Genomic DNA, 20260 nt, shown 5'->3' on the forward strand with positions numbered 1-20260 from the left:
TTGGTCGTCCCTGGCACGTGGTCTCTTTACTTTAAAGGAATACATCATGAAACAATATGGCGCCGAATTTCTCGGCACATTCTGGCTGGTGCTGGGCGGTTGCGGCAGCGCCGTGCTGGCCGCCGCCTTTCCCGGCCTCGGCATCGGCTTTGCCGGCGTCGCGCTGGCGTTTGGCCTGACGGTGCTGACCATGGCTTACGCCATTGGCCACATCTCGGGTTGCCACTTGAATCCCGCCGTGTCGATCGGCCTGTGGGCCGGCGGCCGCTTTCCCGCCAGCCAGTTACTGCCTTACATCATCGCGCAAGTGCTGGGCGCCATCGTGGCCGGCGGCGTGCTGTACGTGATCGCCAGCGGCCAGGCCGGTTTCGACGTCAGCAAGGGCTTTGCCTCGAACGGCTTCGGCGCCCATTCGCCGGGCGGCTATTCGATGCTGTCGGCGCTGGTGATTGAAATCGTGCTGACGATGTTCTTCCTGATCGTCATCCTGGGCGCCACCGACAAGCGCGCGCCGGCCGGCTTCGCCCCGCTGCCGATCGGCCTGGCGCTGACCCTGATCCACCTGATCAGCATCCCCGTCACCAATACCTCCGTCAACCCGGCCCGCAGCACGGGCGTGGCGTTGTACGTGGGCGACTGGGCGACCAGCCAGTTGTGGCTGTTCTGGCTGGCCCCGATCATCGGCGCCTTGCTGGGCGCGCTGGCATACCGCCTGATCGCGGGCGAAAAAGAGTAGGTCGGCTTAGCCCGCAGGACGTAAGCCGACGCTGCCGGCAGCGCAGCTTGTCGGCTTACGCGCGGCCTTGCCACGCCAAGCCGACCTACGCCGCGCGCCACTCGCTCAGGTAATGCTGCGGCGTGCGGCCCAGGATGCGGCGGAACATGGCGCTGAAGGCGCTGGGGCTGGCGTAGCCCAGCGCATAGGCGATGGCGGCCACGCCTTCGCCCCGGTCCAGGCGGCAGAAGGCCTCGGCCAGGTGGACTTGCTGCAGCCATTGGCGGTAGTGCAAGCCCGTTTCCTTCGGGAATAAGCGGATCAGGGTGCGCGCGCTGGCGCCCGCATCCTGCGCCCAATCCTCGATGCTGCGCCGGCTGCCGGGCGCGTCCATGATGGCCGAGCACACGGCCACCAGGCGGCGGTCGCGTGGCCAGGGGATGGCCAGGGGCACGGTATCGGCCGCCGCCAGTTCCGACAGGATCAAATGCGCCAGCCAGTCGCCGCGCCCCGCCAGCGCATATTCGATCGGCTCGGCCAGCAAGGCCAGGATCAGCTCGCGCAACAGCCGGCTCACTTCCAGCACCTTGCAATCGGCGCCATACGGGGCCGCCACTTGCGCATCGATGTACACGGTGCGCATGCTCAGTTCGCTCAAGATATGGACTTCATGCACGACGCCCACGGGGATCAGCAGGGCGCGCCGGGGCGGCAAGATCCACACGCCGTGCCCGGTGGAGACGCGCATCACGCCTTCCGTCGCATACAGCAGTTGCGCCCGCACGTGGCTGTGCGGCGCCGTGTAGTCGCCGGCTGCGTATTGCCTGGACATGGCCGTCACGGGGCGCGGCACATGCTGGTAATCGTGCGAGCTGGTGCTGCGGCTGAAGGGCACGCCATCGGGGTGGGTCTGGGCGGGGTGGTGGGTGTACATAGGGGCCGTTGGATTATCAGCTGATTGTCATTCGGTTGTCACTTAAGCGACGATTATTGGAAGTTATCAGTTCAGTGACCATACTATACTGGCTTCTTTGACGGGCCGCCCGCCGAGCCCGATTATTGCGGATGACACATGCACACAACCACAACTGCCCCGGCATTGGCCAAGTCCGTGCCGGCGGCTCCCTCGCTTCATAGTTCCCAACAACAATCCGGTCTGGCCATGCACATCCTGGGCGCCGTCGCCTTCGTGCATTTGCTCAATGACTTGATCCAGGCATTATTGCCGTCGATTTATCCGATGCTGAAAGCCGAGTTTTCACTCAGTTTTACCCAGGTCGGCCTTATAACCCTGACGTTCCAGTGCACGGCATCGTTGCTGCAGCCCTGGATCGGCTTGTACACGGACCGCCGTCCGCTGCCCTTCCTGTTGCCGGTGGGCATGTGCTTTACCCTGGCCGGCGTATTGATGCTGTCCGTCGTCACCACCTTCCCGACCCTGCTGCTCGCCGCCGGCCTGATCGGCGTCGGTTCCTCGACTTTCCACCCGGAAGCGTCGCGCGTGGCGCGCATGGCTTCGGGCGGGCGCTACGGCTTTGCCCAGTCCCTGTTCCAGGTGGGGGGCAACGTGGGTTCCGCGCTGGGGCCGCTGCTGGCGGCGGCCGTCATCGTGAACCGTGGCCACGGCAACGTCGCCTGGTTCAGCTTGCTGGCCGTGCTGGCCATCGGCGTGCTGTACAAGGTCAGCCACTGGTATAGCGGCCACCTGGCCAGCTTCAAGCCGAAGGCGGGCGGCCATGGCCCGAACTTGTCGCGCAACAAGGTGATAGGGGCGCTGGGCGTGCTGGCGCTGCTGGTGTTCTCGAAGTACATCTACATGGCCAGCCTGTCGAGCTATTACACGTTTTACCTGATCGACAAATTCCACCTGTCGCTCGGCGATGCCCAGCTGTACCTGTTCCTCTTCCTCGCCGCCGTGGCGGCCGGTACCTTCATGGGCGGCCCCATCGGCGACCGCATCGGCCGCAAGCGCGTGATCTGGATTTCCATCCTGGGCGCCGCGCCATTTACTTTGCTGCTGCCATATGTCGACCTGTTCTGGACGGCCGTCTTGACGGTGATCATCGGCTTCGTGATTTCGTCCGCGTTTTCCGCCATCGTCGTCTTCGCGCAGGAACTGGTGCCCGGCAAGGTGGGCATGATCGCGGGCATCTTCTTTGGTCTGATGTTCGGCGTCTCCGGCATCGCGGCCGCCGCCATGGGCCACCTGGCCGATATCTCCGGCATCGCCTATGTGTACAAAATCTGCTCCTACCTGCCGCTGCTGGGCATCCTGACGGTGCTGCTGCCGCATATCGAGCAGGCGAAAAAATAAGCGGGTAACGCGGGAGGGCTTGACGGCCCGCCCGCGTACATGCGATAGTCGTCCCATGATCACTTTCATCCTCCCTCCAGTTTCTGCATCCGGCGCCGCTGCTGCGCTGTGTCCGTGCGCCTGGCCCCGTGAGGATGCGGCTACGCGCCGCTAGCGTTTTACTCCTCATTCGATGGCCACAGTGTTGAAAAACCTGTGGCCATTTTCTTTTTCCGCAGCGTTAATGAAAGCCTCGGCATGACTCTTCATCTGTACGATACCTATGCGCGCAGCCTGCGCCCGTTTGAACCCATCGCCCCGGGCCAGGCGGGCCTGTACGCCTGCGGCCCCACCGTCTACGATTACGCGCACATCGGCAACCTGCGCACCTACCTGTTCGTCGACGGCTTGCGCCGCGCGCTCGCATTCAACGGCTTGCAGGTGCGCCACGTGATGAACATCACGGACGTGGGCCATTTGACGTCGGACGCGGACAGCGGCGACGACAAGATCGAGGCGCGCAGTGCCCGCAGCGGCAAGTCGGCCTGGGATATCGCTTCGGAATTCACGCGCGCATTCGAAAGCGATTTGCGTGCGTTGAATATCCTGCCGCCCACCGTCTGGTGCCGCGCCACCGACCACATCGCGGAACAGATCGCCTTCATCGCCGACCTGGAAGCGAAGGGCTATACCTACCGCACGGACGACGGCATTTACTTTGACACCACGCGGCAAAGCAGCTACGGCAAGCTGGCGCGCCTGAACCGCGACGGCCTGCAGGCGGGCAAACGCGTGGAGCTGGGCGACAAGCGCGATATCTGCGACTTCGCGCTGTGGAAGTTCAGCGGCGTGCCGGGCCAGCGGCAGATGGAGTGGGACAGCCCGTGGGGCCTGGGCTTCCCCGGCTGGCATATCGAATGCTCGGCCATGGCGGAAAAGCACCTGGGCGCGTATTTCGACATCCATTGCGGCGGCGAAGACCATGTGGCCGTCCACCATAGCAACGAGATCGCGCAAACGGAAGCGCGCCACGGCACGCGCCTGGCCAACTTCTGGCTGCACGGCGCCTTCCTGAAAACGCAGGAGGCGAAGATGTCGAAATCCTCGGGCGACTTCCTGCGTCTGCAAAGTCTGGCGGAGCAGGGCTTCGATCCGCTGGCCTACCGCTACCTGTGCCTGGGCGCGCACTATCGCAGCAGTCTCAATTTCACGGATGAAGCCTTGCGCGCCGCCAGCAGCGGCCTGGCACGCCTGCGCGTCAGCGTACATGGTCTGGGCCAGGCGGATGGCGAGGCCGATCCCGCATGGCTGGCGCGTTTCGCGGCGCAGGTCAACGATGACCTGAACTTTCCGCGCGCGCTGGCCGTGGCCTGGGAGCTGCTGAAAAGCGCGCTGCCCGATGGCGCGAAGAAGGCCACCATGGCCCGCTTCGATATGGCGCTGGGGCTCGATCTGCTGGCCTGGCAGCCGGCGCAGGTGGCCGTGCCGCAGCCGGTGCAGGCGTGGCTGGCGCAGCGGGCCAGCGCCCGCGCGCAGCGCCAGTGGGCCGAGGCGGACCGCTTGCGCGAACTGGCGCGCGCGGCCGGCTACGACATCGACGATACGCCGCAGGGGCAACAGGCGCGGCCTTTGTGAAGATGTCCGGCATAATGGCCGCCTGATGACACTGGAGATGCCGTGAAGCGACGTGTGCTGCTATTGAGTTGTTGCCTGATTTTTTCTGCCGCGCGGGCGGCCAGCGAGTGTCCGGGCTTTCCCGTGCTGGCCGCATCCGGCGAAGCGCTGCTGGCGCAAGTGCGCGCGCTGCCGCCCGTCGGCGTCGACCGCGAACGGCAGGCGTGCGCGCCGGCGACCATCATCGACTTCGCCTACAGCGGCGGCACCCTGTGCCGTTTTGGCGGCGAGGTCGATGCGGCCACGGCGGCCGTCACGCGCCTGGCCGATGGCGGCGAACTGGTCGAATACCTGTATCTGTTCCCGTATGCGCCGGCCACGCACGCGCGTTTGCTGGCGCTGCTGGCCGCGCGTTTCAATCAAGTCGACAAGGCGGCCTGGCCGGTCTTCCTGCAAGCCGCCAGGCCGGGCAAGGAAACCACGGCCCTGTTCACCGGTGGCGGCTACTATATCTCGCTGGGCAAGCCCACCGAAGGCGACCCTGTGGAATGGTATTCGAATGTGATCTTTGAAAAGATGGATAAGCCTGCGCTGGGCGTGCGCAAGGTGTGCCGGGAGGGGCGCGATGGCTGAAGCGGATGCCTTTCCGGCCGCATTGGCCGGCACCGTGGCGCAGCTGCTGCCTGTGTTGGCAGATGGCCAGTCGCATGCGCCCGTGTGGCCGTTTTCGGTGTGCCAGGATGGCGAGGCCTTGCGGATCCCTTCGCGCACCTATTACGACAGCGAGCGGCTGCTGGCCTGTACGCAGCTAGCAGGCGACGCGGGCGTGATCGCCCTGTGCCTGGGCACGCGCCACCACGACGGCCATCTGCGCGAAGCGTGTGCAAAGCAGCTGTTGCTGCAGCAGCGGGCGTGGACGGTGCCCTTCGTCGTGCACCTGTGCGGCGAATACGTGCTGGAGATTATCGAGGTCATTGGCGCGGCGCTGCCGGCCTGGAATGCCGATGCGCTGGCGCGCTACCTGCGCGAGAACCCGGCGTATGTGGCGACGCTGGAGCGGCGCAGCATCAGTTACTGGAGCTGCTACTACCGCGAACAATACCCCGTGTGGGCGGACTATCCGGGACGCAGGACCATGGCGGCCCTGCGTGCATTACAGCAGCTTACGCCTCGATAAAGCGCATCTTGAAGCTGCGGCCCTTGATGTTGCCGAAGTCGCGGCCCAGGGTATTGCCCGCGTTCAGGCGCTTGAAGGCCGCTTCGGCTACCTTGCGGTCGAGCGCCACGTAGGTCATGAACTCGAACACGTTGATCTTGCCCACCTGTTCCTTGGCGAGGCCCGCGTCGCCCGTCAGTGCGCCCAGCAAGTCGCCCGGGCGCAGCTTGTCCTTCTTGCCGCCCATGATGCACAGGGTGACCATCGGCGCCGGCAGCGCCTCGGCGCCATCGTCCTCGTCCAGTTCCTTCAGGTCGTGCCATTCGGCGGCGCTGTTCTGGTACTGCTCGATCAGCTTGACCCATTTCTTCTCGTTCGGCGCGCACAGCGACAGGGCCAGGCCCTTCTTGCTGCCGCGGCCCGTGCGGCCGATGCGGTGGATGTGCACTTCCGTGTCTTTCGAGACGTCGACGTTGATCACGGCGCCCAGGTCCGAAATATCGAGGCCGCGCGCGGCGACGTCGGTGGCCACCAGCACGGAGCAGCTGCGGTTGGCGAATAGCACGAGGATTTCATCGCGCTCGCGCTGTTCCAGTTCGCCGTACAGGGCCAGCGCGGAAAAGCCTTGCTGGCGCAATTCTTCGGCCAGTTCGCGGCAATGCACCTTGGTGTTGCAGAAGGCGAGCGTGGATTCCGGCTTGAAGTGCTTGAGCAGCTTGCCGACGGCGCTGTTGCGCTCGTCGAAGCCGATTTCGTAGAAACGCTGCTCGATCTTGTCGTTGTCATGCTGCGCTTCGACCGTCACTTCCAGCGGATTGACAAGGAACGATGCCGTGGCGCGGCGGATATCTTCCGGGTACGTGGCCGAGAACAGCAGGGTCTGGCGGCGCGCCGGGCAGGCGCTGACGATGCCGGCGATTTCCTCGTAAAAGCCCATGTCCGTCATGCGGTCCGCTTCATCGAGCACCAGCGTCTGCACGTGATTGAGGTTGATGGTGCCGCGGCCCAGGTGGTCGCGCAAACGGCCCGGCGTGCCGACGACGATGTGGGCGCCGTGTTCCAGCGAGGCGATTTGCGGACGCATCGGCGCGCCGCCCGTCAGGGTCAGGATCTTGATGTTGCCGGCCGCGCGGGCCAGGCGGCGCAATTCATTGGCCACCTGGTCGGCCAGTTCGCGCGTGGGGCACAGCACCAGGCCTTGCACGGCAAACCAGGCCGGATTGAGCTTGTGCAGGATGCCGATGCCGAAGGCGGCGGTCTTGCCGCTGCCCGTTTTCGCTTGCGCGATCAGGTCGCGGCCATCGAGCACCGCCGGCAGGCTTTGCGCCTGGATGGTGGTCATCTCGTGGTAGCCGAGCGAATCCAGGTTGGCCAAAAAGGCGGGCGTCAGCGGCAGGCTGGAAAAGGAAGTGGTGGCGGAGGTGGTGTTCATAAAGGGCGGAGCCGGTAAAAAGCGGGTGGATGGGCACAGTCTACAGGCGTTCTACGCCCTTGTGCGGATGGTGGTGTGGAAGCCGGCGGCAAACGGCCGCCGGCGTGGGTACTAATTATCTGGCGCCCAGATGGGCAAGCCGGTCAGATCGAGGCCTTCGTCGCGCGTCCATACGGGCAAGCCCGTGGCGTCGGTCGGCTCCAGCAATTCGAGCTGCACCTGCTTCAAAGCCACCTTGCGCGCGCGCGCGCGGCGCTGCGGTTCCGGCGCCGGCTCTGGCACATCGTGCGCTGGCGGCGGGCCGAAACCGGGCAAGTCGATGGTGGCGTTGTCTTTTTTATCTCTCATTTCTGAACCTCTGGTCCCCGGTCGCGAAAATCCGGCACCGGGGAGCGGGCAAAACGCTGTCCGCTGTGTGAATACTCTGTACGCTTCGTCCACAAAACAAAAGCCCGGCTACTGGAGTCGGGCTCATTGTTGGGACAACCTGCAGGAAAACTTGTCCTGCGGATTTAAGTGCGGCACGCAGTGTATCACAGGCGTGCCGCATTGTGGGAAGCGCAGTTGCCTGTCAGCGGAAGCTCAGGGCGCCCGTCAGGTCGCCGGGAGGCAGCGCGCCGCGCGACGCGAATGCGTCGTTGCGCACTTTCAGCCCTTCGAGCAGCGGCAGGTCGTGCAGGCGCGTGATCAGGCGCAGGATCGACGTCGTGTCGTAGAAACTGTGGTCGACGGCGCCTTTCTTCGCGTACGGCGAGACGACGATGGCGGGAATGCGCGTGCCCGGACCCCAGCGGTCGCCTTTCGGCGGCGCCACGTGGTCCCACCAGCCGCCGTTCTCATCGAACGTGATCACCACGATCATGTCTTTCCACTGCGGCGATTCCTTCAAATGCTGGATGACGTTGGCCACGTGCTGGTCGCCCGACTCGATGTCCGAGTAGCCGGCGTGCAGGTTCAGATTGCCCTGCGGCTTGTAGAAGGTCACGGCCGGCAGCTTGCCCGCCACGGCGGCGGCGAGGAATTTGTTCGAGATCGGGCTGTCGCCCGTGCCGCCATCGCGCAGGTGTTCGGCGCGCGCGGCCGTGCCGGGGGCGAACTGCTTGAAGTAGTTCAGCGGCTGGTGGTGGAACTGGAAATTTGGTTTACTGCCGCCGCCCTTGTGGTCGAGCGCCGCTTGCCAGCCGCCGCCATACCACGCCCAGCTGACGCCCTTGCGCGACAGCAGGTCGCCGATGGTGTCGTAGGTTTGCGGCGGCAGGGTATTGGCGTCGGCCGGGTCGGCGTGCAGCGGGTCGCCGTCGAAGGCGGGGCGGACATAGCTTGGCTGGTAGGGCGGCGCCATGGTGTTGACGGCATAGCCGTCCGGCGTGATGGCGCCGTCGTTCACGTATTTCGGCTTGCCATCGAGCGCCGAGGCGGGACAGTCGGGCGCAATGGCCAGGCGCACGCCTTGCGGGCCGTCCGACAGCACGGCGATCTTTTTCTTCGCCGCCGTCTCGGCAGCATTGAAGTATTCGTTGGCGCGGCCCGTGACGAGGAACTGGTGGTTCATATAGGAGCCGCCGAAGGCCGCCATGAAGAAGTTGTCGCACAGGGTGTACTGCTCGGCGATCTGCCACAGGTTCAGGTTTTTCGACGTTTCGCCGTAATGGCCCATCACCAGGCCGCCGCTGTCGGCCCACGCGGCAAAGCCGTCGTTCTTGCCGCCGTTGATCTGCATCTGGTTGTTATAGAAGCGGTGCACCAGGTCGCGCGTGATGATGCTTTCGGGCAGGGGCTTGCCGGCCGCGTCGCTCAATTTGTAGGGCGCGTTCGGCAGGCCGGAAATCTGCTCTTCCTTGATCAGGTAATCGATGCCGCCGATATTCTGCTGGTTCGGCACCAGGCCGCCCCAGATCTTCGGCAAGGTGGCCAGCGGCTTGCCGTCGCGGTCCAGCTGCCGCGCTTGTTCGGCCGTGACGGCGGACAGCGGCGCGCTGGTGCCGGGGAAGTTGGCGAACAGGTTGTTGAAGCTGCGGTTTTCCAGATAGATCACGACCACGTTCTTGACGTGCGCCTTGAGTTTCGCGTCGAGCGAACCCTTGGCGATGGTCTTTTTGGCTGGCGCGGCGTCGGCCAGCGCCGGCAGGCTGGCAGCCAGGCCGACTGCGGACGCAGCCTGGAAAATGCGCCGGCGCGATGGATTGGCGGGTTGGTCGGCCGGATCGGCTGGCAGGGCGGGGGCGAGGTCCTTCACACATTCTCCTTGGGTGTCTCTATGGGCACGGGCGTTGGCGGCAATGGCCGGCAACGCCCGTGAAGCGGGAAAATTGTATCACCGGCCCTGCGCCAGCGCGAAATATTCGGCCTGCCCTAGAACTGGTAGCGGACCTTCAGTGCTACCTTGCGCGCCGGGCCGTGCATGCCCGAGTACCACCAGTCCGACACGGAAGCCGTGTACTGCTTGTCGAACAGGTTGGCCACGTTCACGGTGGCAGAGAGCTTGTCGTTGACGTCGTAGCGTGCCATCAGGCTGGCCACCGAGTACGCCTTCTGTTCCCAGTGCAAAGTACTGTTGATCTGCCACGCGTCGATGTCGGAATACACGCGGCTTTGCCAGTTCACGCCGCCGCCCACCGTCAGGCGATTGAACTCGCCGGGCAGCCGGTAAGTGGTCCACAGTTTCACCAGGTGGCGCGGGAAGGTGGTCAGGATCGCCTTGCCGGTATTGTTTTCCGTCTGGCTGTAGGACCACGAGGCCGACACATTCCAGTCCGGCGTCAGGGCGCCCGTCGCTTCCAGGTCCACGCCCTGGGTCCTGGCGCCCTTGATGGTGCGGTTGGCGGGATTGTTCGTGCCAGGCACTTTGTAGCCGGGGTCCGATTCGGCCAGGTTGCTCTGGCGGATCTGGTACAGCGCAGCAGAGGTGTTCAGGCGGCCATCGAGCCAGCCGCTCTTGACGCCCGCTTCGAACGTCTTGCCTTCGCGCGGCGCCAGCAGCTTGCCGTAGCGGTCTTGCTGGGCTTGCGGCTGGTAGATGGTGGAGTAGCTGGCGTAGGCGCTGTGCGTGCCGTCGATATCGAACACCAGGCCGCCATACGGCGTGAAGACACGGCTTTCCGAGGCTGGCGACGCGCTGTAGAACGGCACGGAAGGCGCGTCCGAGATGTAGTTCTCGCTGTAGCGCAGCACCTTGGCGCCGGCGATCAGTTTCAGGCGCTCGGACAGGTTGAGGCGCGTGGCGGCATACGCGCTGGCCTGGCGGCGCGTGCTGTCGTAGGTGACATAGGTGTCGCCGAACACGGGCGTTGCCATGCGATTCCAGCGGTACAGGTTGACGCCGCTGCCCTGGATGCTCCAGTCGAAGCGGCCATCGGTCTTGCTCTGGAATTCGCTGTAGTCCATGCCCAGCACCAGTTCGTGCTGGCGTCCGAAGGCGCTGAACGGCCCGCGCACGTTGACGTCCACGCTGTTGACCTTCAGCTGGTAATCGCGGTAGTCGGCGCTCAAGCCCAGGCCATCGCCCGTGGCCTGGTCGGGGAAGCCAGCGCTCACGTTCATGTAGGCGGCGCGCTCCTCCTGCGACGACTGCACGCGGTTGGCCGAGATTTTCAGCTTCCAGTCGTTCGCCAGCGCGTGCTCCACGGTGGCGAAGATGTCGGTTGAATTGGTGTTGAAGCGATTCGACCTGGCCGCCGGGCTGAAAGAGCGGGGCAGGTCCGTCATGGCGCCATTGCTGTAGAACAGGGGAAAACCCAGGTAGGAGAGGGAACCGTCCGAGCGCTTGCGCTGGTGCGTCACGCCGGCCGTCAGTTTCGTGTCGTGCGACAGATCCGCCTCGACCACGCCGTAGACCACTTTCTTGTCGCGGCTGTAGCCGTCGATGATGCTGTCGCCTTCCTCGTACACAGTCACCAGGCGGCCGCGCACGCTGCCAGTCTCGTTGAGCGGACCCGAGACGTCGGCCATGGCGCGCCGCTCATCGTAGGAAGCCAGCTCGCCCTCGACGGAGGCCTGGAACTGCGCCGTCGGCTTCTTGCGCACCATGTTGATGGCGCCCGACGCATCACCCGCGCCCGTCATCAGGCCCGAGGCGCCGCGCAGCACTTCGATGCGGTCGTACAGCGCCATGTCGGCCAGGCTTTGCGACGGTATCGCATTAAGGCCCAGGTTTTCCGAATGCGTGCTGACGCCGTCGAGCTGGTAATTGGTGATCGAATAGCCGCGCGAAGTAAAGCCCGTGCGCTCGCTGCCCAGCGAGAACAGGGTGATGCCCGGCGTTTGCGCCATCACTTGCGCGATGGTGCTCAAGCCCTGGTCCTGCATGCGCTGCTGCGTGATGACGCTGACCGACTGCGGCGTTTCCCTGATCGACAGGCCCAGCGGCGTGGCCGTGGCGATTGGCAGGGTGGAGACATACGCGCCCGAGCCTTCGGTGGCGTCCTGCTGCGCCTTGACCGATACCTCCGGCATCATGGCCATCGCTTCACCACCCGCCGCCGCATCGGCCGGGCGCAGCACGTAGCTGCCGTTGGCGCTGCGCTCGGCCTTCAGGCCCGAGCCGCGCAGCACGCCGTTCAGGGCGCCCAGCACGTCGTGGCGGCCGCTCAGGCCCGCCGACGTCTTGCCGCGCGTCTGCTCCGGCGTGAAGCTGAGGATGACCCTGGACTGGCTGGCCACCTGGCGCAGCGCCGCCGCCAGATCGCCGGCCGGCACCTGGAAGTCAAGGCTGGCCGCTGGCGCGGCCACGATTTCCTGCGCCAGGGCTGGCGCGGGGATATTCAGCAGCAGGGCGGAACCGATGAAGACGAGTCGAATGGCATGTGCCATGTGTTTGATGCGCGGCTTGGAATGAATAGCAAGAGACATGGTTACCTTGTGGTGTAGTCGTCAAAAAGAACGTTTGCCTACACAGGTCACGCGAGAAGCGAAAACGGGTACCTTTTTTTGCGCTGGCGTCAAAATCGATGTTCAGCGCTGCCGCCGCGCTTCCACCTGCACCCAATAGCGCGTGCGCAGGCGCACGTCCACCGGCAGGGAATCGGGCAGCGACAGCAGCACGGCGTCCAGGTCGGTCAGCGGGAAGACGCCGGAAATGCGCAGGCCGGCCACCGCGTCGTCGCAGCCCAGCCAGCCGTGGCGGTAGCGGCTCAGTTCATGCAGGAAGTCGCGCAGCGGCATGGCGTCGGCCAGCAGCAAACCCTGGCGCCAGGCCCAGATGTCGGGCGAGACGGCGTGCGCGGGCACGATGCTTTGCGCGGTCATGCCGCCGCCCTGGCCCGCCTCGATCACGAGGTTGGCGTGGCTCTGGCGCGGCATCAGCCGCACGGCGCCTTCCTCGACGGCGACCTGGGTGCTGCCCCCGGTCTGGCGCACCGAGTAGCGCGTGCCCAGCGCCTGCGCCTGGCCTTGCGCCGTCTCGACGAGGAAGGGACGGTAGGGCCGGCCCGTTTCGCGGGCGGTGGCGATGAAGACTTCGCCCCGCACCAGTTGCAGCAGTCGCTGCGTGTCCGTGTAGCGGATGTTGACGGCGCTGCCGCTGTTCAAATGCAGGCGGCTGCCGTCGGCCAGGGCCAGCTCGCGGCGTTCGCCCACGCCGGTGGACAGGTCGGCCAGCGCGGCGCGGGCCACGTCGGGCGCATATTCCGAGCGCGCGCCGAACCAGCCCGCGATGCCGACGGTGGAGATCCCCGCCAGCAGCCGCAGGCTGCCGCGCCGCGAGATTGAACGCGAATGGGGACTTTGCAGCAGCGCCTTGCGGCTGGCCGGCCCATCGAGTTCGCGCAAGCCGCCGCTGACGCTTTCGATGTGTTTCCATGCCCGTTCATGGTCGGGGTGCGCCTGGCGCCACTGCTGCCAGGCCGTTTTTTCCGCCGGCGTGGTTTCGCCGCTCATCAGGGTGGTCAGCCATTCGGCCGCCTGCATGGCGATGGCCAGGTCGATGGGCTGGCCCTGGGCGTAGACGGTGGCGCCGCGCATGTCAGGACGCGGCAAAATCGGGCACGGCAAAAAAGCACAGCAAGTTGGCCTTGCTCAGGTATTTTTTGACGGAATGCGTGGTGGTGCCCAGTTCGGCGGCGATCTCGGCATAGCTCATGCCGTCCAGGTGGGCCAGCAGGAAGGCGGCCTTGGCCTTGGCGGAGAGCCGGTCCAGCGCGCGGTCGATCAGTTGCAGCGATTCGAGCAGGAGGGACATCGCTTCCGGCGAGGGCGCGCAGGCTTGCGGCTGGTGCAGCAGGGCGTCGAGGTAGGCGCGTTCAAGCTCTTCGCGGCGGCAGTGGTTGGCCAGCAGGCGCCTGGCGATGGTGGCCAGGAAGGGGCGCGGCTGCGCGATCCCGGCGGTGCTGCGCGCGACGAAGATCTTGAGGAAGGTATCCTGCGCCAGGTCGCCCGCCAGCCCCGCATCGTGCAGGCGGCGCTTCAGCCAGTGCAGCAGCCACGAGTGGTGCTCGGCGTACAGAACCTGGAAGTCGGATGGCGGGGAGGGGGCGGACGGCATGCGGACGGGATAGGATAGGATATCTTAATCTAAATGAGAATTGTTCTCATAATAGCCTAGCGACGCACGCCAGGCAATCAGGAAAACGCGGCGTTGCTGAAATGCGACTGCGCCCGGGCCGCCTGCGGCAAGGGATGTGCGCCTGCGCACGGCAGATGTAAAAGTTTCCTTGGCGCAAGCTTTCATGTGAGAAAATGCGGGCTGTCGATGTGGCGCGGAGCGGAGCGAAAAATGATGTGGATGGTTGGCGGTGCCCTGGTTCTCCTGGTCGCCCGATTTTTATGGTTGGCCTTTTTTCACCGGGTCAACGCGATGTCGCGCCAGGCGGAATTGATGAACTGGCTCGACATCGGCCGCGTGTCGAATGCCGATGGCGGCAAGGATATTCTGTTGGCGAGAAACGAGCGCGGCGCCCGGATCGACTGGCGCACGGGCGAAGTCTGGCTGATGAACCCCAAGGTGGCCGAGCCGTTTGCCGATTTTCTCGCCGTCGAGCGCTGGCTGATGTTGCGCGACATGCCGGCGGCGAACAAGCCGGCCGCCGCTGCGCCTGCGCCAGTGGAGCTGGTGCCGGAAGCGGCGCCCGACACCAGCCCCGTGCGCGATACCTTGCCTGCTTTCCAGCAAAAGGTCGATGCCTGCCTGGCCAAGGCCGAGGGCGGCCAGGAATTGCTGGAAACGAAGCAGGCGTTCGAGGCGGGCAGCGAGCCTTATCTCGAGGCGTCGACGGAATTGAGCAAGACCGCGCTGGAGTTGGAAGTGTCGCCCGCCATGGTGGCCACGTTTCATATCAGCGCGTTTGCCGCCCTGGCCGAAACGGCGGGCGCCGACAAGCTGGAGCGGGTGGCGGCCAGCCTGCATGCGGCCGCCAGGCAGATCCGGGCCAGCGTCGCCGCGTGAGCATGGGCCGGCCCGGAATGCAAAAACCGCTGACTCCCTTGCAGGAATCAGCGGTTTTCATGTATTGGTTGCGGGGACAGGATTTGAACCTGTGACCTTCGGGTTATGAGCCCGACGAGCTGCCAGACTGCTCCACCCCGCAGGCGAATTATAACCGAGTTTGCTGCATTGCGAAAGAGCGGATGGAAATGAAGGACATTGGGCTTGCAGGATGGCCATTGAGATATTGCGCCGCAATGGAAAAAGCCGCTGATCCTCTTGCAGGAATCAGCGGCTTTTCGGTATCTGGTTGCGGGGACAGGATTTGAACCTGTGACCTTCGGGTTATGAGCCCGACGAGCTGCCAGACTGCTCCACCCCGCAGGCGAATTATAGCGGGGTTTGCTGCAATGCGCAATGGCCGGGTTTCAGACCCTCGATTACGCCGCCGCCAGGCGCCACAGCGAGGTGATTTCCTGCGAGCGGGCCGCGTGCAGGCTGTCCGTGGCGTCCTGCGCGCGCGGGTGCGTGGGTTTCACGTCCAGGCGGTCGACGACATTCAAGCCCGCTTGCGTTATCCATTCCAGCAATTGCGCGCGCGGGCGCAGGCCCAGGTGCTCGGCCAGGTCCGACAGGATCAGCCAGCCTTCGCCGTTTGGCTCCAGGTGACCGGCCAGGCCGGCGAGGAAGCCGCGCAGCATGCGGCTGTCCGGATCGTAAACGGCGTATTCGATCGGCGAGCTGGGGCGCGCCGGCAGCCATGGCGGATTACATACCACCAGCGGCGCGCGTCCAGCGGGGAACAGGTCGGCCTGCAGCACCTCGACCTTGTCGATTAAGTCGAGGCGGGCCAGGTTTTCGCGCGCGCAGGACAGGGCGCGCGGGTCCTGGTCGGTGGCGACGATGCGGGCGACGCCGCGCTGCGCCAGCACGGCGGCCAGCACGCCCGTGCCGGTGCCGATGTCGAAGGCCAGGCTGGCGCGCGGCGGCAGCGGCGCTTCCGCCACCAGGCCCACGTATTCGCCGCGGATGGGCGCGAACACGCCGTAGTGCGGGTGGATGCGCTGGCCCAGGGCCGGCAGGTCCACGCCCGTGCGGCGCCATTCGTGCGCGCCAATCAGGCCCAGCAGCTCGCGCAGCGAGGCGACGAACGCTTCCTCGCCGCGGCCATATGCTTCATTGCAGGCCAGTTTCACGTCCGGCGCGCGGCGCAGCGGGATCGTGTAATCGGCGTCAAAAGGCAGCAGCAGCATGGCCAGCGTGCGGGCGCGCTGCGACTGCGCCTGGCGGTGCAAATGGAAGGCTTCCGTGGCGGTCGGTTCCGGTTTCGCCAATTTGGCGGCCTTGGCCTTTTTGCCCGGTTTGTCGTTCTTGTGGTCGGCGCGCCGCGCCAGCGCCTGCAGCAGCTGGCGCGCGTTCTGGAAGTCGCCGCGCCACAGCATGGCCGTGCCTTCGCAGGCCAGGCGGTAAGCCTGGTCGGCCGTCGTGCGGTCGTCGGCGATGACGACGCGCTTGGGCGGCGGCATGCCGCTTTCCGAGCGCCAGCGGGCCGAATGCTCGGCGCCGTTTTCGCTCCAGTGGATCTGCGGATGAACGGTAGGGGAAGAAGTGTCGGACATGGATTTCAATCGATAGAAGGGGGCGCGCGGCATGGTCGCCTGCGCAGGCCGTCTTCCATTATACGTCGCTGGCCGTGCCGTTAGCAGTGTCCGTGCCATAGGCGAGTGCCAGCGCGCGGGCGCGCGCCTGGTCTTCCGGCGTCGTTTCCACGGCTTTCTGGTCGGCTTTGACCGCCGCGTCCGGCTGCACCAGCTTGAGCAAACGCAAGCTCAGGCTGCCCGCCAGGTCGCCATCCTTGCCGCTGGCGCTGGCGCCATCGGCCTTGCTGCTGACGTTGTTATTAAAAATGTTGCTTTGCAATTGCTGGCCCAGCAGCTTGAACAGATCGTTGAGATTGCCGCCGAAGTGCGTGGCGGGCAACTCTTTGGCGGGCGGGGCGTCGTCATCGGATGAGGTGGCTTCCGGCGTATCACCTTGCGTTTGCTCAAGGACGCCTGCGCTGATGTTCGATTGATATTGCACTTCCACTTCGAAGTCGAAGGTTTGCCCATCGGCCGTCGTGATCTTGCCCTTGCCGATGAAATGCGCGTTTTCATCGAGGCTGAAGGCAGCGGCGCGGCTGCTGCCTTTGGTGTCCGAGACGCTGGCATTGCCGCTGCTGAAGCTGGAACCGGCTTGCAGGTCGACCGAATCGAAGGCAACCGTGGCGCCGTCGCCGAACATCTGGCGGGTCATGGTGGAGAGAAAATTCTGCGCCGCGTCGACGGTGGCGTTGCCCAGCGCATCGGTGCGTTGCGACAGTCCCTTGGCCGACAGGTCCAGGCCATTCTTCGACAGCGCCACCACGTCTTGCGCCGTGCGCTGCATCAGGGGAGCGGCGGCCAGGCCCGTGGCGCCGCTGCCCGTGCGGGACGGCCGCTGGCCATCGAGCGTGGTCGAGGCGGGTGGACGGCTGGCGAGGGCGGGAAGCTGGGACATGGTCGGTTCTATATGGGCTGTGTAACGTAATTAACGACAACAATCGCCCAGACTTTAACCATTAGTGGTGGTGCGACCAGCTACCGTCTGCCGACTCCAGGTAAGACTTGACGGCATCGGCCTGGCCCGTGGCGTGGCGCTTGAGTTCGCCGCATGCGCAAATGCCCTGGTATGGCTGGATATGCGAGCAGGCGGAGACTTTTTGCAGGTAAACCTGCATCGATTTGTGACATTTTACGCACTTGAAGGTGAGGCTGCGGGCGGCTTTCATGGGGTTCCTTGAACTGTTGCGGGGCGCAGGCGGTGCCTGCGCGAAGGCGGCGATTTTAACGCACTCCGGCCACCGTTACACGTTGTTGCATCTGCGCCACGCGTACGTCAACTGAATCCGCGCCATGACGTTGAGCGTATATAGGAGGTCGTCTGACCGCCATTGAAGAGGTAGCACCATGGACAAGCATGACAAGGAAAAGCCTGTACAGCCCGCCAAGGAGCTGGTGAGAAAATGGCTGAAAGCGGAGCTGGAACAGCGCCGGCCCCCGCCCGACCCCGAGCAGATCCGCCGCGAACTGGGCTGGGATATGCTCAGGCTGTGCCGGGAGCCGGCCAGCCGCTAGCGGCCTAGCGCACCGTCACCACGCTCTTGCCCCCGGACCCCGGCTGCACGAGGATACGGGTGGCGATGCGCTCCGTCATTTCCTGTACGTGCGAGATGACGCCCACCTTGCGGCCCATCGCTTGCAAGCCGTCGAGCGCATCCATGGCCACGCGCAGGGTTTCCGTGTCCAGGCTGCCGAAGCCCTCGTCGATGAACAGCGATTCCACGCGCACGCGGTTCGACGATAGCGAGGCCAGGCCCAGCGCCAGGGCCAGCGAGACGAGGAACGATTCGCCGCCCGACAGCGAATGCACGGAGCGCAGTTCGCCGCCCATGTCCTGGTCGCGCACCATCAGACCCAGCGACGGATTGTTCGGGTTGTCGATGCGTTCGAGCTGGTAGCGGCGCGCAAGGTGCTGCAAATGCGCGTTGGCATAGCCAAGCAGCACTTCCAGGGTGAATTGCTGCGCATAGTTGCGAAATTTCTTGCCGTCGGCCGAACCGATCAATTCATTCAGGCTGGCCCAGCGCCGCTCGATGACGGCTTGCGCCTCGATTTGCGCCAGCATCGCTTGCGCGCCGTGGCGCCGCGCATCGTCCTGCGCAATCGCCAGGCGCAACCGCGTCGCTTCCTGGTTGGCCGCCTGGCGTTCCAGCAGCAGCGCGTCGAGCGCCGCTTGCAGCGCCGCCGCGTCCGTTTCCAGGCCGTCCGGCGGCTGTGCCAGGTGCGCCGCCAGCTGCCGCCGGCGTTCGGCCAGCACGGAGGCGGCCGCCGTGTGGCGGTCGGCGATCGCTTGCAGGGCGTCGCGTTCGGCGCGCATGGCGTCCGGTGCGATGGCCAGGTGCGCGCGCAAGGCATGCATATCGGCGGGCGCATGGGCCGGATGGGCATCCTGGAACTGGCGCAGCCAGTCGTGCAGGGCCGCGCTGGCGGCCTGTTCCTGTTCACGCAAGGCGGCCAGGCGCTGCGACAGCTGCGCGCACGCTTCTTCCAGGCGCGTGCGCTGCTGGCTGGCCGATTGCGCCGCCGTTTGCTGCCGCGCCAGCAGCTCCCTGGCCGCCGCGATGGCGCCTGCCAGCGCGCGCTCGACCTCGGCCACGCTCCGGCCCTGCCATAGCGCGTGGCGTTCCGCCTGCATTGCCGTGCGCTGCTTGTCGGCGGCGGCAAAGACGGCGTGGGCTTCCTGCGCCGCCTGCTGCGCCTTGGCGGTGGCCAGCTGCGCCGCTTCCAGCTGCGCGGCCAGGGTCGCCAGCGCGTGGCCACGCTGGTCCTGCTCCGCCTGCTGTTTCAGCCATTGCCGGCTTTCCGTTTCACGCGCCGCGCGGAAGGCGGCCGGGCCGGCGCGCCAGCTGTCTTTCCAGTCCTCGGCGCCGTCGGCGTCGGCGAACGCGCCATCGAGCTGCGCCAGCAGGCCGTCGAGCGCGGCGCGCGCCGTCTCGCCCTTGTCGGCGTTGCCCGCTTGCTGCGCTTGCAGCTGCGCCAGCCGCGCCTGCGTTTCGGCGACGGTGCTGGTGCAGCGCGCGTGGTCGGTGGACGCCAGTTCATGCGCCGCCTGCGCCTGCTCGCGCCGCGCGCCGGCCTGGCGCAGCGCCGTTTCCTGCTGCGCCAGCGCCTGCAAGCCGGCCGCATTGGCCGCCAGCTGCTGCGCGAACCAGTCCGCGCGCTGGTTTGCCGGCGGCAGTTCGAATGTGTCCGCATGCGGCTGCCACTGCGCGTTCAGGCTGTCGATGGCGGGCGGCAGGGCCGCCAGTTCGGCATCCGTTTGCGCCTGTTCGCGCGCCATCGCGGCCAGCGCCGCCTTGTGCGTGGCCAGCCGCTCCAGATTGCCGCGCGCCTGCGTGCGGCAGGCCAGCACTTCATCCTGCAAGCTGGCCAGCATCGCCTGCAAGGCGTGGTCGGCGTGGCTGTACGGGTGTTCCAGCGCGCCGCAGACGGGGCAAGGCTGCCCGTCCTGCAAATTGCCCCGCAGCTGCTCCACGCTGGCCGCGCATGCCGCTTCCGCGCTCTTCAGGGATTTTTCCGCCTGCGTCAGGCGCGCTTCCAGCAGCGCCGTTTGTGCCGCCTCCTTTGCTAATGCCGTGTTTTCCGTTTGCGCGGCCTGCGCCAGCTGGGCCGCCCTCGCTTGCCCGTGCGCCAGCGCCTGCTGCTGGCGCGCCAGTTCGCTCCAGGTTTTTTCCGCGCTGGTCAACATGCGCGCGTGCGCCTCCAGCCGGCCGCGCTGTTCCTGCAGCCCCTGGCCATCGATGGCTTGCACGGCTGCCTGCGCTTCGCGCCGCTGCGCATCGCGCGCCGCCAGCACGGCAGCGGCACTGGCCAGCGCCGCTTGCGCCGCCTGCGCGGCGTCTCCGGCCTGGCGCAGCTGGTGCCTGGACTCGGCCAGGCTGGCGTCGGCCGCATAGGCTTGCGCGGCCGCTTGTCCGGCCTGGGCAAACAATTGGTCCCACAACTGCCACGATTGCGCCAGCGCCTGCCACTGCTGGTGCGCTGCCAGCCACTGGCGGCCCGCTTCCTGTTCCGCCTGCGCGGCGTGCTGGCGCTGCTGCAGATCGTGCAGCG

At 65.9% G+C, this 20260-nt stretch carries 18 protein-coding genes and 2 tRNA genes; 7 read left to right on the forward strand and 13 right to left on the reverse strand.

Features of this window, described 5'->3' with window-relative positions; translation table 11 throughout:
* Window positions 1-46: 46 nt before the first annotated feature.
* Window positions 47-736 carry an aquaporin Z gene (gene aqpZ / locus CBW66_RS14910; protein ID WP_070223703.1) on the forward strand — a complete coding sequence of 230 codons (690 nt, stop codon included), beginning with the start codon at window positions 47-49 and terminating at the stop codon, window positions 734-736.
* An 85-nt stretch (window positions 737-821) separates the two neighbouring features.
* On the opposite strand, the gene CBW66_RS14915 is transcribed toward aqpZ, so the two are convergent.
* Entirely contained in the window at window positions 822-1649 is an 828-nt protein-coding gene (locus tag CBW66_RS14915; RefSeq protein WP_086138849.1) for a helix-turn-helix domain-containing protein, read from the reverse strand.
* Window positions 1650-1877: 228 nt separating this feature from the next.
* On the opposite strand from CBW66_RS14915, the gene CBW66_RS14920 reads away from it, so the two are divergent.
* From CBW66_RS14920 to CBW66_RS14935, 4 genes are all read left to right on the forward strand, one after another.
* On the forward strand, window positions 1878-3029 hold the full coding sequence (locus CBW66_RS14920) for an MFS transporter (protein WP_205701158.1): 1152 nt from the start codon (window positions 1878-1880) through the stop codon (window positions 3027-3029).
* A gap of 237 nt (window positions 3030-3266) precedes the next feature.
* A complete protein-coding gene (cysS, locus tag CBW66_RS14925) occupies window positions 3267-4643 on the forward strand; it encodes a cysteine--tRNA ligase (RefSeq protein WP_086138906.1) in 1377 nt (458 codons plus the stop codon).
* Window positions 4644-4685: 42 nt separating this feature from the next.
* Window positions 4686-5255 (forward strand): hypothetical protein, encoded by a 570-nt coding sequence (locus CBW66_RS14930; RefSeq protein ID WP_139841679.1) that lies wholly within the window; start codon window positions 4686-4688, stop codon window positions 5253-5255.
* Entirely contained in the window at window positions 5248-5799 is a 552-nt protein-coding gene (locus tag CBW66_RS14935; protein WP_086138846.1) for a hypothetical protein, read from the forward strand. The genes CBW66_RS14930 and CBW66_RS14935 overlap by 8 nt, the downstream gene beginning before the upstream one ends.
* On the opposite strand, the gene dbpA is transcribed toward CBW66_RS14935, so the two are convergent.
* From dbpA to CBW66_RS14965, 6 genes are all read right to left on the reverse strand, one after another.
* Entirely contained in the window at window positions 5786-7210 is a 1425-nt protein-coding gene (gene dbpA / locus CBW66_RS14940) for an ATP-dependent RNA helicase DbpA (protein ID WP_086138845.1), read from the reverse strand. The genes CBW66_RS14935 and dbpA overlap by 14 nt on opposite strands.
* Window positions 7211-7321: 111 nt before the next feature.
* Entirely contained in the window at window positions 7322-7558 is a 237-nt protein-coding gene (locus CBW66_RS14945; protein WP_086138844.1) for a hypothetical protein, read from the reverse strand.
* Window positions 7559-7781: 223 nt separating this feature from the next.
* Window positions 7782-9446 carry an acid phosphatase gene (locus CBW66_RS14950; RefSeq protein WP_086138843.1) on the reverse strand — a complete coding sequence of 555 codons (1665 nt, stop codon included), beginning with the start codon at window positions 9444-9446 and terminating at the stop codon, window positions 7782-7784.
* A 116-nt stretch (window positions 9447-9562) separates the two neighbouring features.
* A complete protein-coding gene (locus tag CBW66_RS14955; RefSeq protein ID WP_205701235.1) occupies window positions 9563-12019 on the reverse strand; it encodes a TonB-dependent receptor in 2457 nt (818 codons plus the stop codon).
* Window positions 12020-12160: 141 nt separating this feature from the next.
* On the reverse strand, window positions 12161-13168 hold the full coding sequence (locus CBW66_RS14960) for a FecR domain-containing protein (RefSeq protein ID WP_086138841.1): 1008 nt from the start codon (window positions 13166-13168) through the stop codon (window positions 12161-12163).
* Window position 13169: 1 nt separating this feature from the next.
* Window positions 13170-13688: a sigma-70 family RNA polymerase sigma factor gene (locus CBW66_RS14965; protein WP_086138840.1), complete on the reverse strand. Its 519-nt coding sequence runs from the start codon at window positions 13686-13688 to the stop codon at window positions 13170-13172.
* A 231-nt stretch (window positions 13689-13919) separates the two neighbouring features.
* On the opposite strand from CBW66_RS14965, the gene CBW66_RS14970 reads away from it, so the two are divergent.
* Window positions 13920-14588 (forward strand): hypothetical protein, encoded by a 669-nt coding sequence (locus CBW66_RS14970; RefSeq protein ID WP_139841678.1) that lies wholly within the window; start codon window positions 13920-13922, stop codon window positions 14586-14588.
* A 65-nt stretch (window positions 14589-14653) separates the two neighbouring features.
* Here CBW66_RS14970 and CBW66_RS14975 read toward each other — a convergent pair.
* The 5 genes from CBW66_RS14975 to CBW66_RS14995 all read right to left on the reverse strand — a co-directional run bounded on the left by CBW66_RS14975 (window position 14654) and on the right by CBW66_RS14995 (window position 17376).
* Window positions 14654-14730, reverse strand: a tRNA-Met gene (locus CBW66_RS14975).
* 144 nt (window positions 14731-14874) lie between these two features.
* Window positions 14875-14951, reverse strand: a tRNA-Met gene (locus tag CBW66_RS14980).
* Between the two features lie 56 nt (window positions 14952-15007).
* Window positions 15008-16186 carry a class I SAM-dependent methyltransferase gene (locus tag CBW66_RS14985; protein WP_139841677.1) on the reverse strand — a complete coding sequence of 393 codons (1179 nt, stop codon included), beginning with the start codon at window positions 16184-16186 and terminating at the stop codon, window positions 15008-15010.
* 58 nt (window positions 16187-16244) lie between these two features.
* A complete protein-coding gene (locus CBW66_RS14990; RefSeq protein ID WP_086138837.1) occupies window positions 16245-17105 on the reverse strand; it encodes a hypothetical protein in 861 nt (286 codons plus the stop codon).
* Window positions 17106-17166: 61 nt separating this feature from the next.
* Entirely contained in the window at window positions 17167-17376 is a 210-nt protein-coding gene (locus CBW66_RS14995; RefSeq protein ID WP_034755039.1) for a hypothetical protein, read from the reverse strand.
* 178 nt (window positions 17377-17554) lie between these two features.
* Here CBW66_RS14995 and CBW66_RS29000 point away from each other — a divergent pair, with 178 nt between their 5' ends.
* On the forward strand, window positions 17555-17722 hold the full coding sequence (locus CBW66_RS29000; protein ID WP_162835746.1) for a hypothetical protein: 168 nt from the start codon (window positions 17555-17557) through the stop codon (window positions 17720-17722).
* Between the two features lie 4 nt (window positions 17723-17726).
* Here CBW66_RS29000 and CBW66_RS29695 read toward each other — a convergent pair.
* Window positions 17727-20260 (reverse strand): SbcC/MukB-like Walker B domain-containing protein (locus tag CBW66_RS29695; RefSeq protein ID WP_139843053.1); only part of this gene is annotated, 2534 nt, incomplete at its 5' end.

This window comes from Janthinobacterium sp. GW456P, from assembly GCF_002127655.1.
Taxonomy (GTDB): Bacteria; Pseudomonadota; Gammaproteobacteria; order Burkholderiales; family Burkholderiaceae_D; genus Janthinobacterium.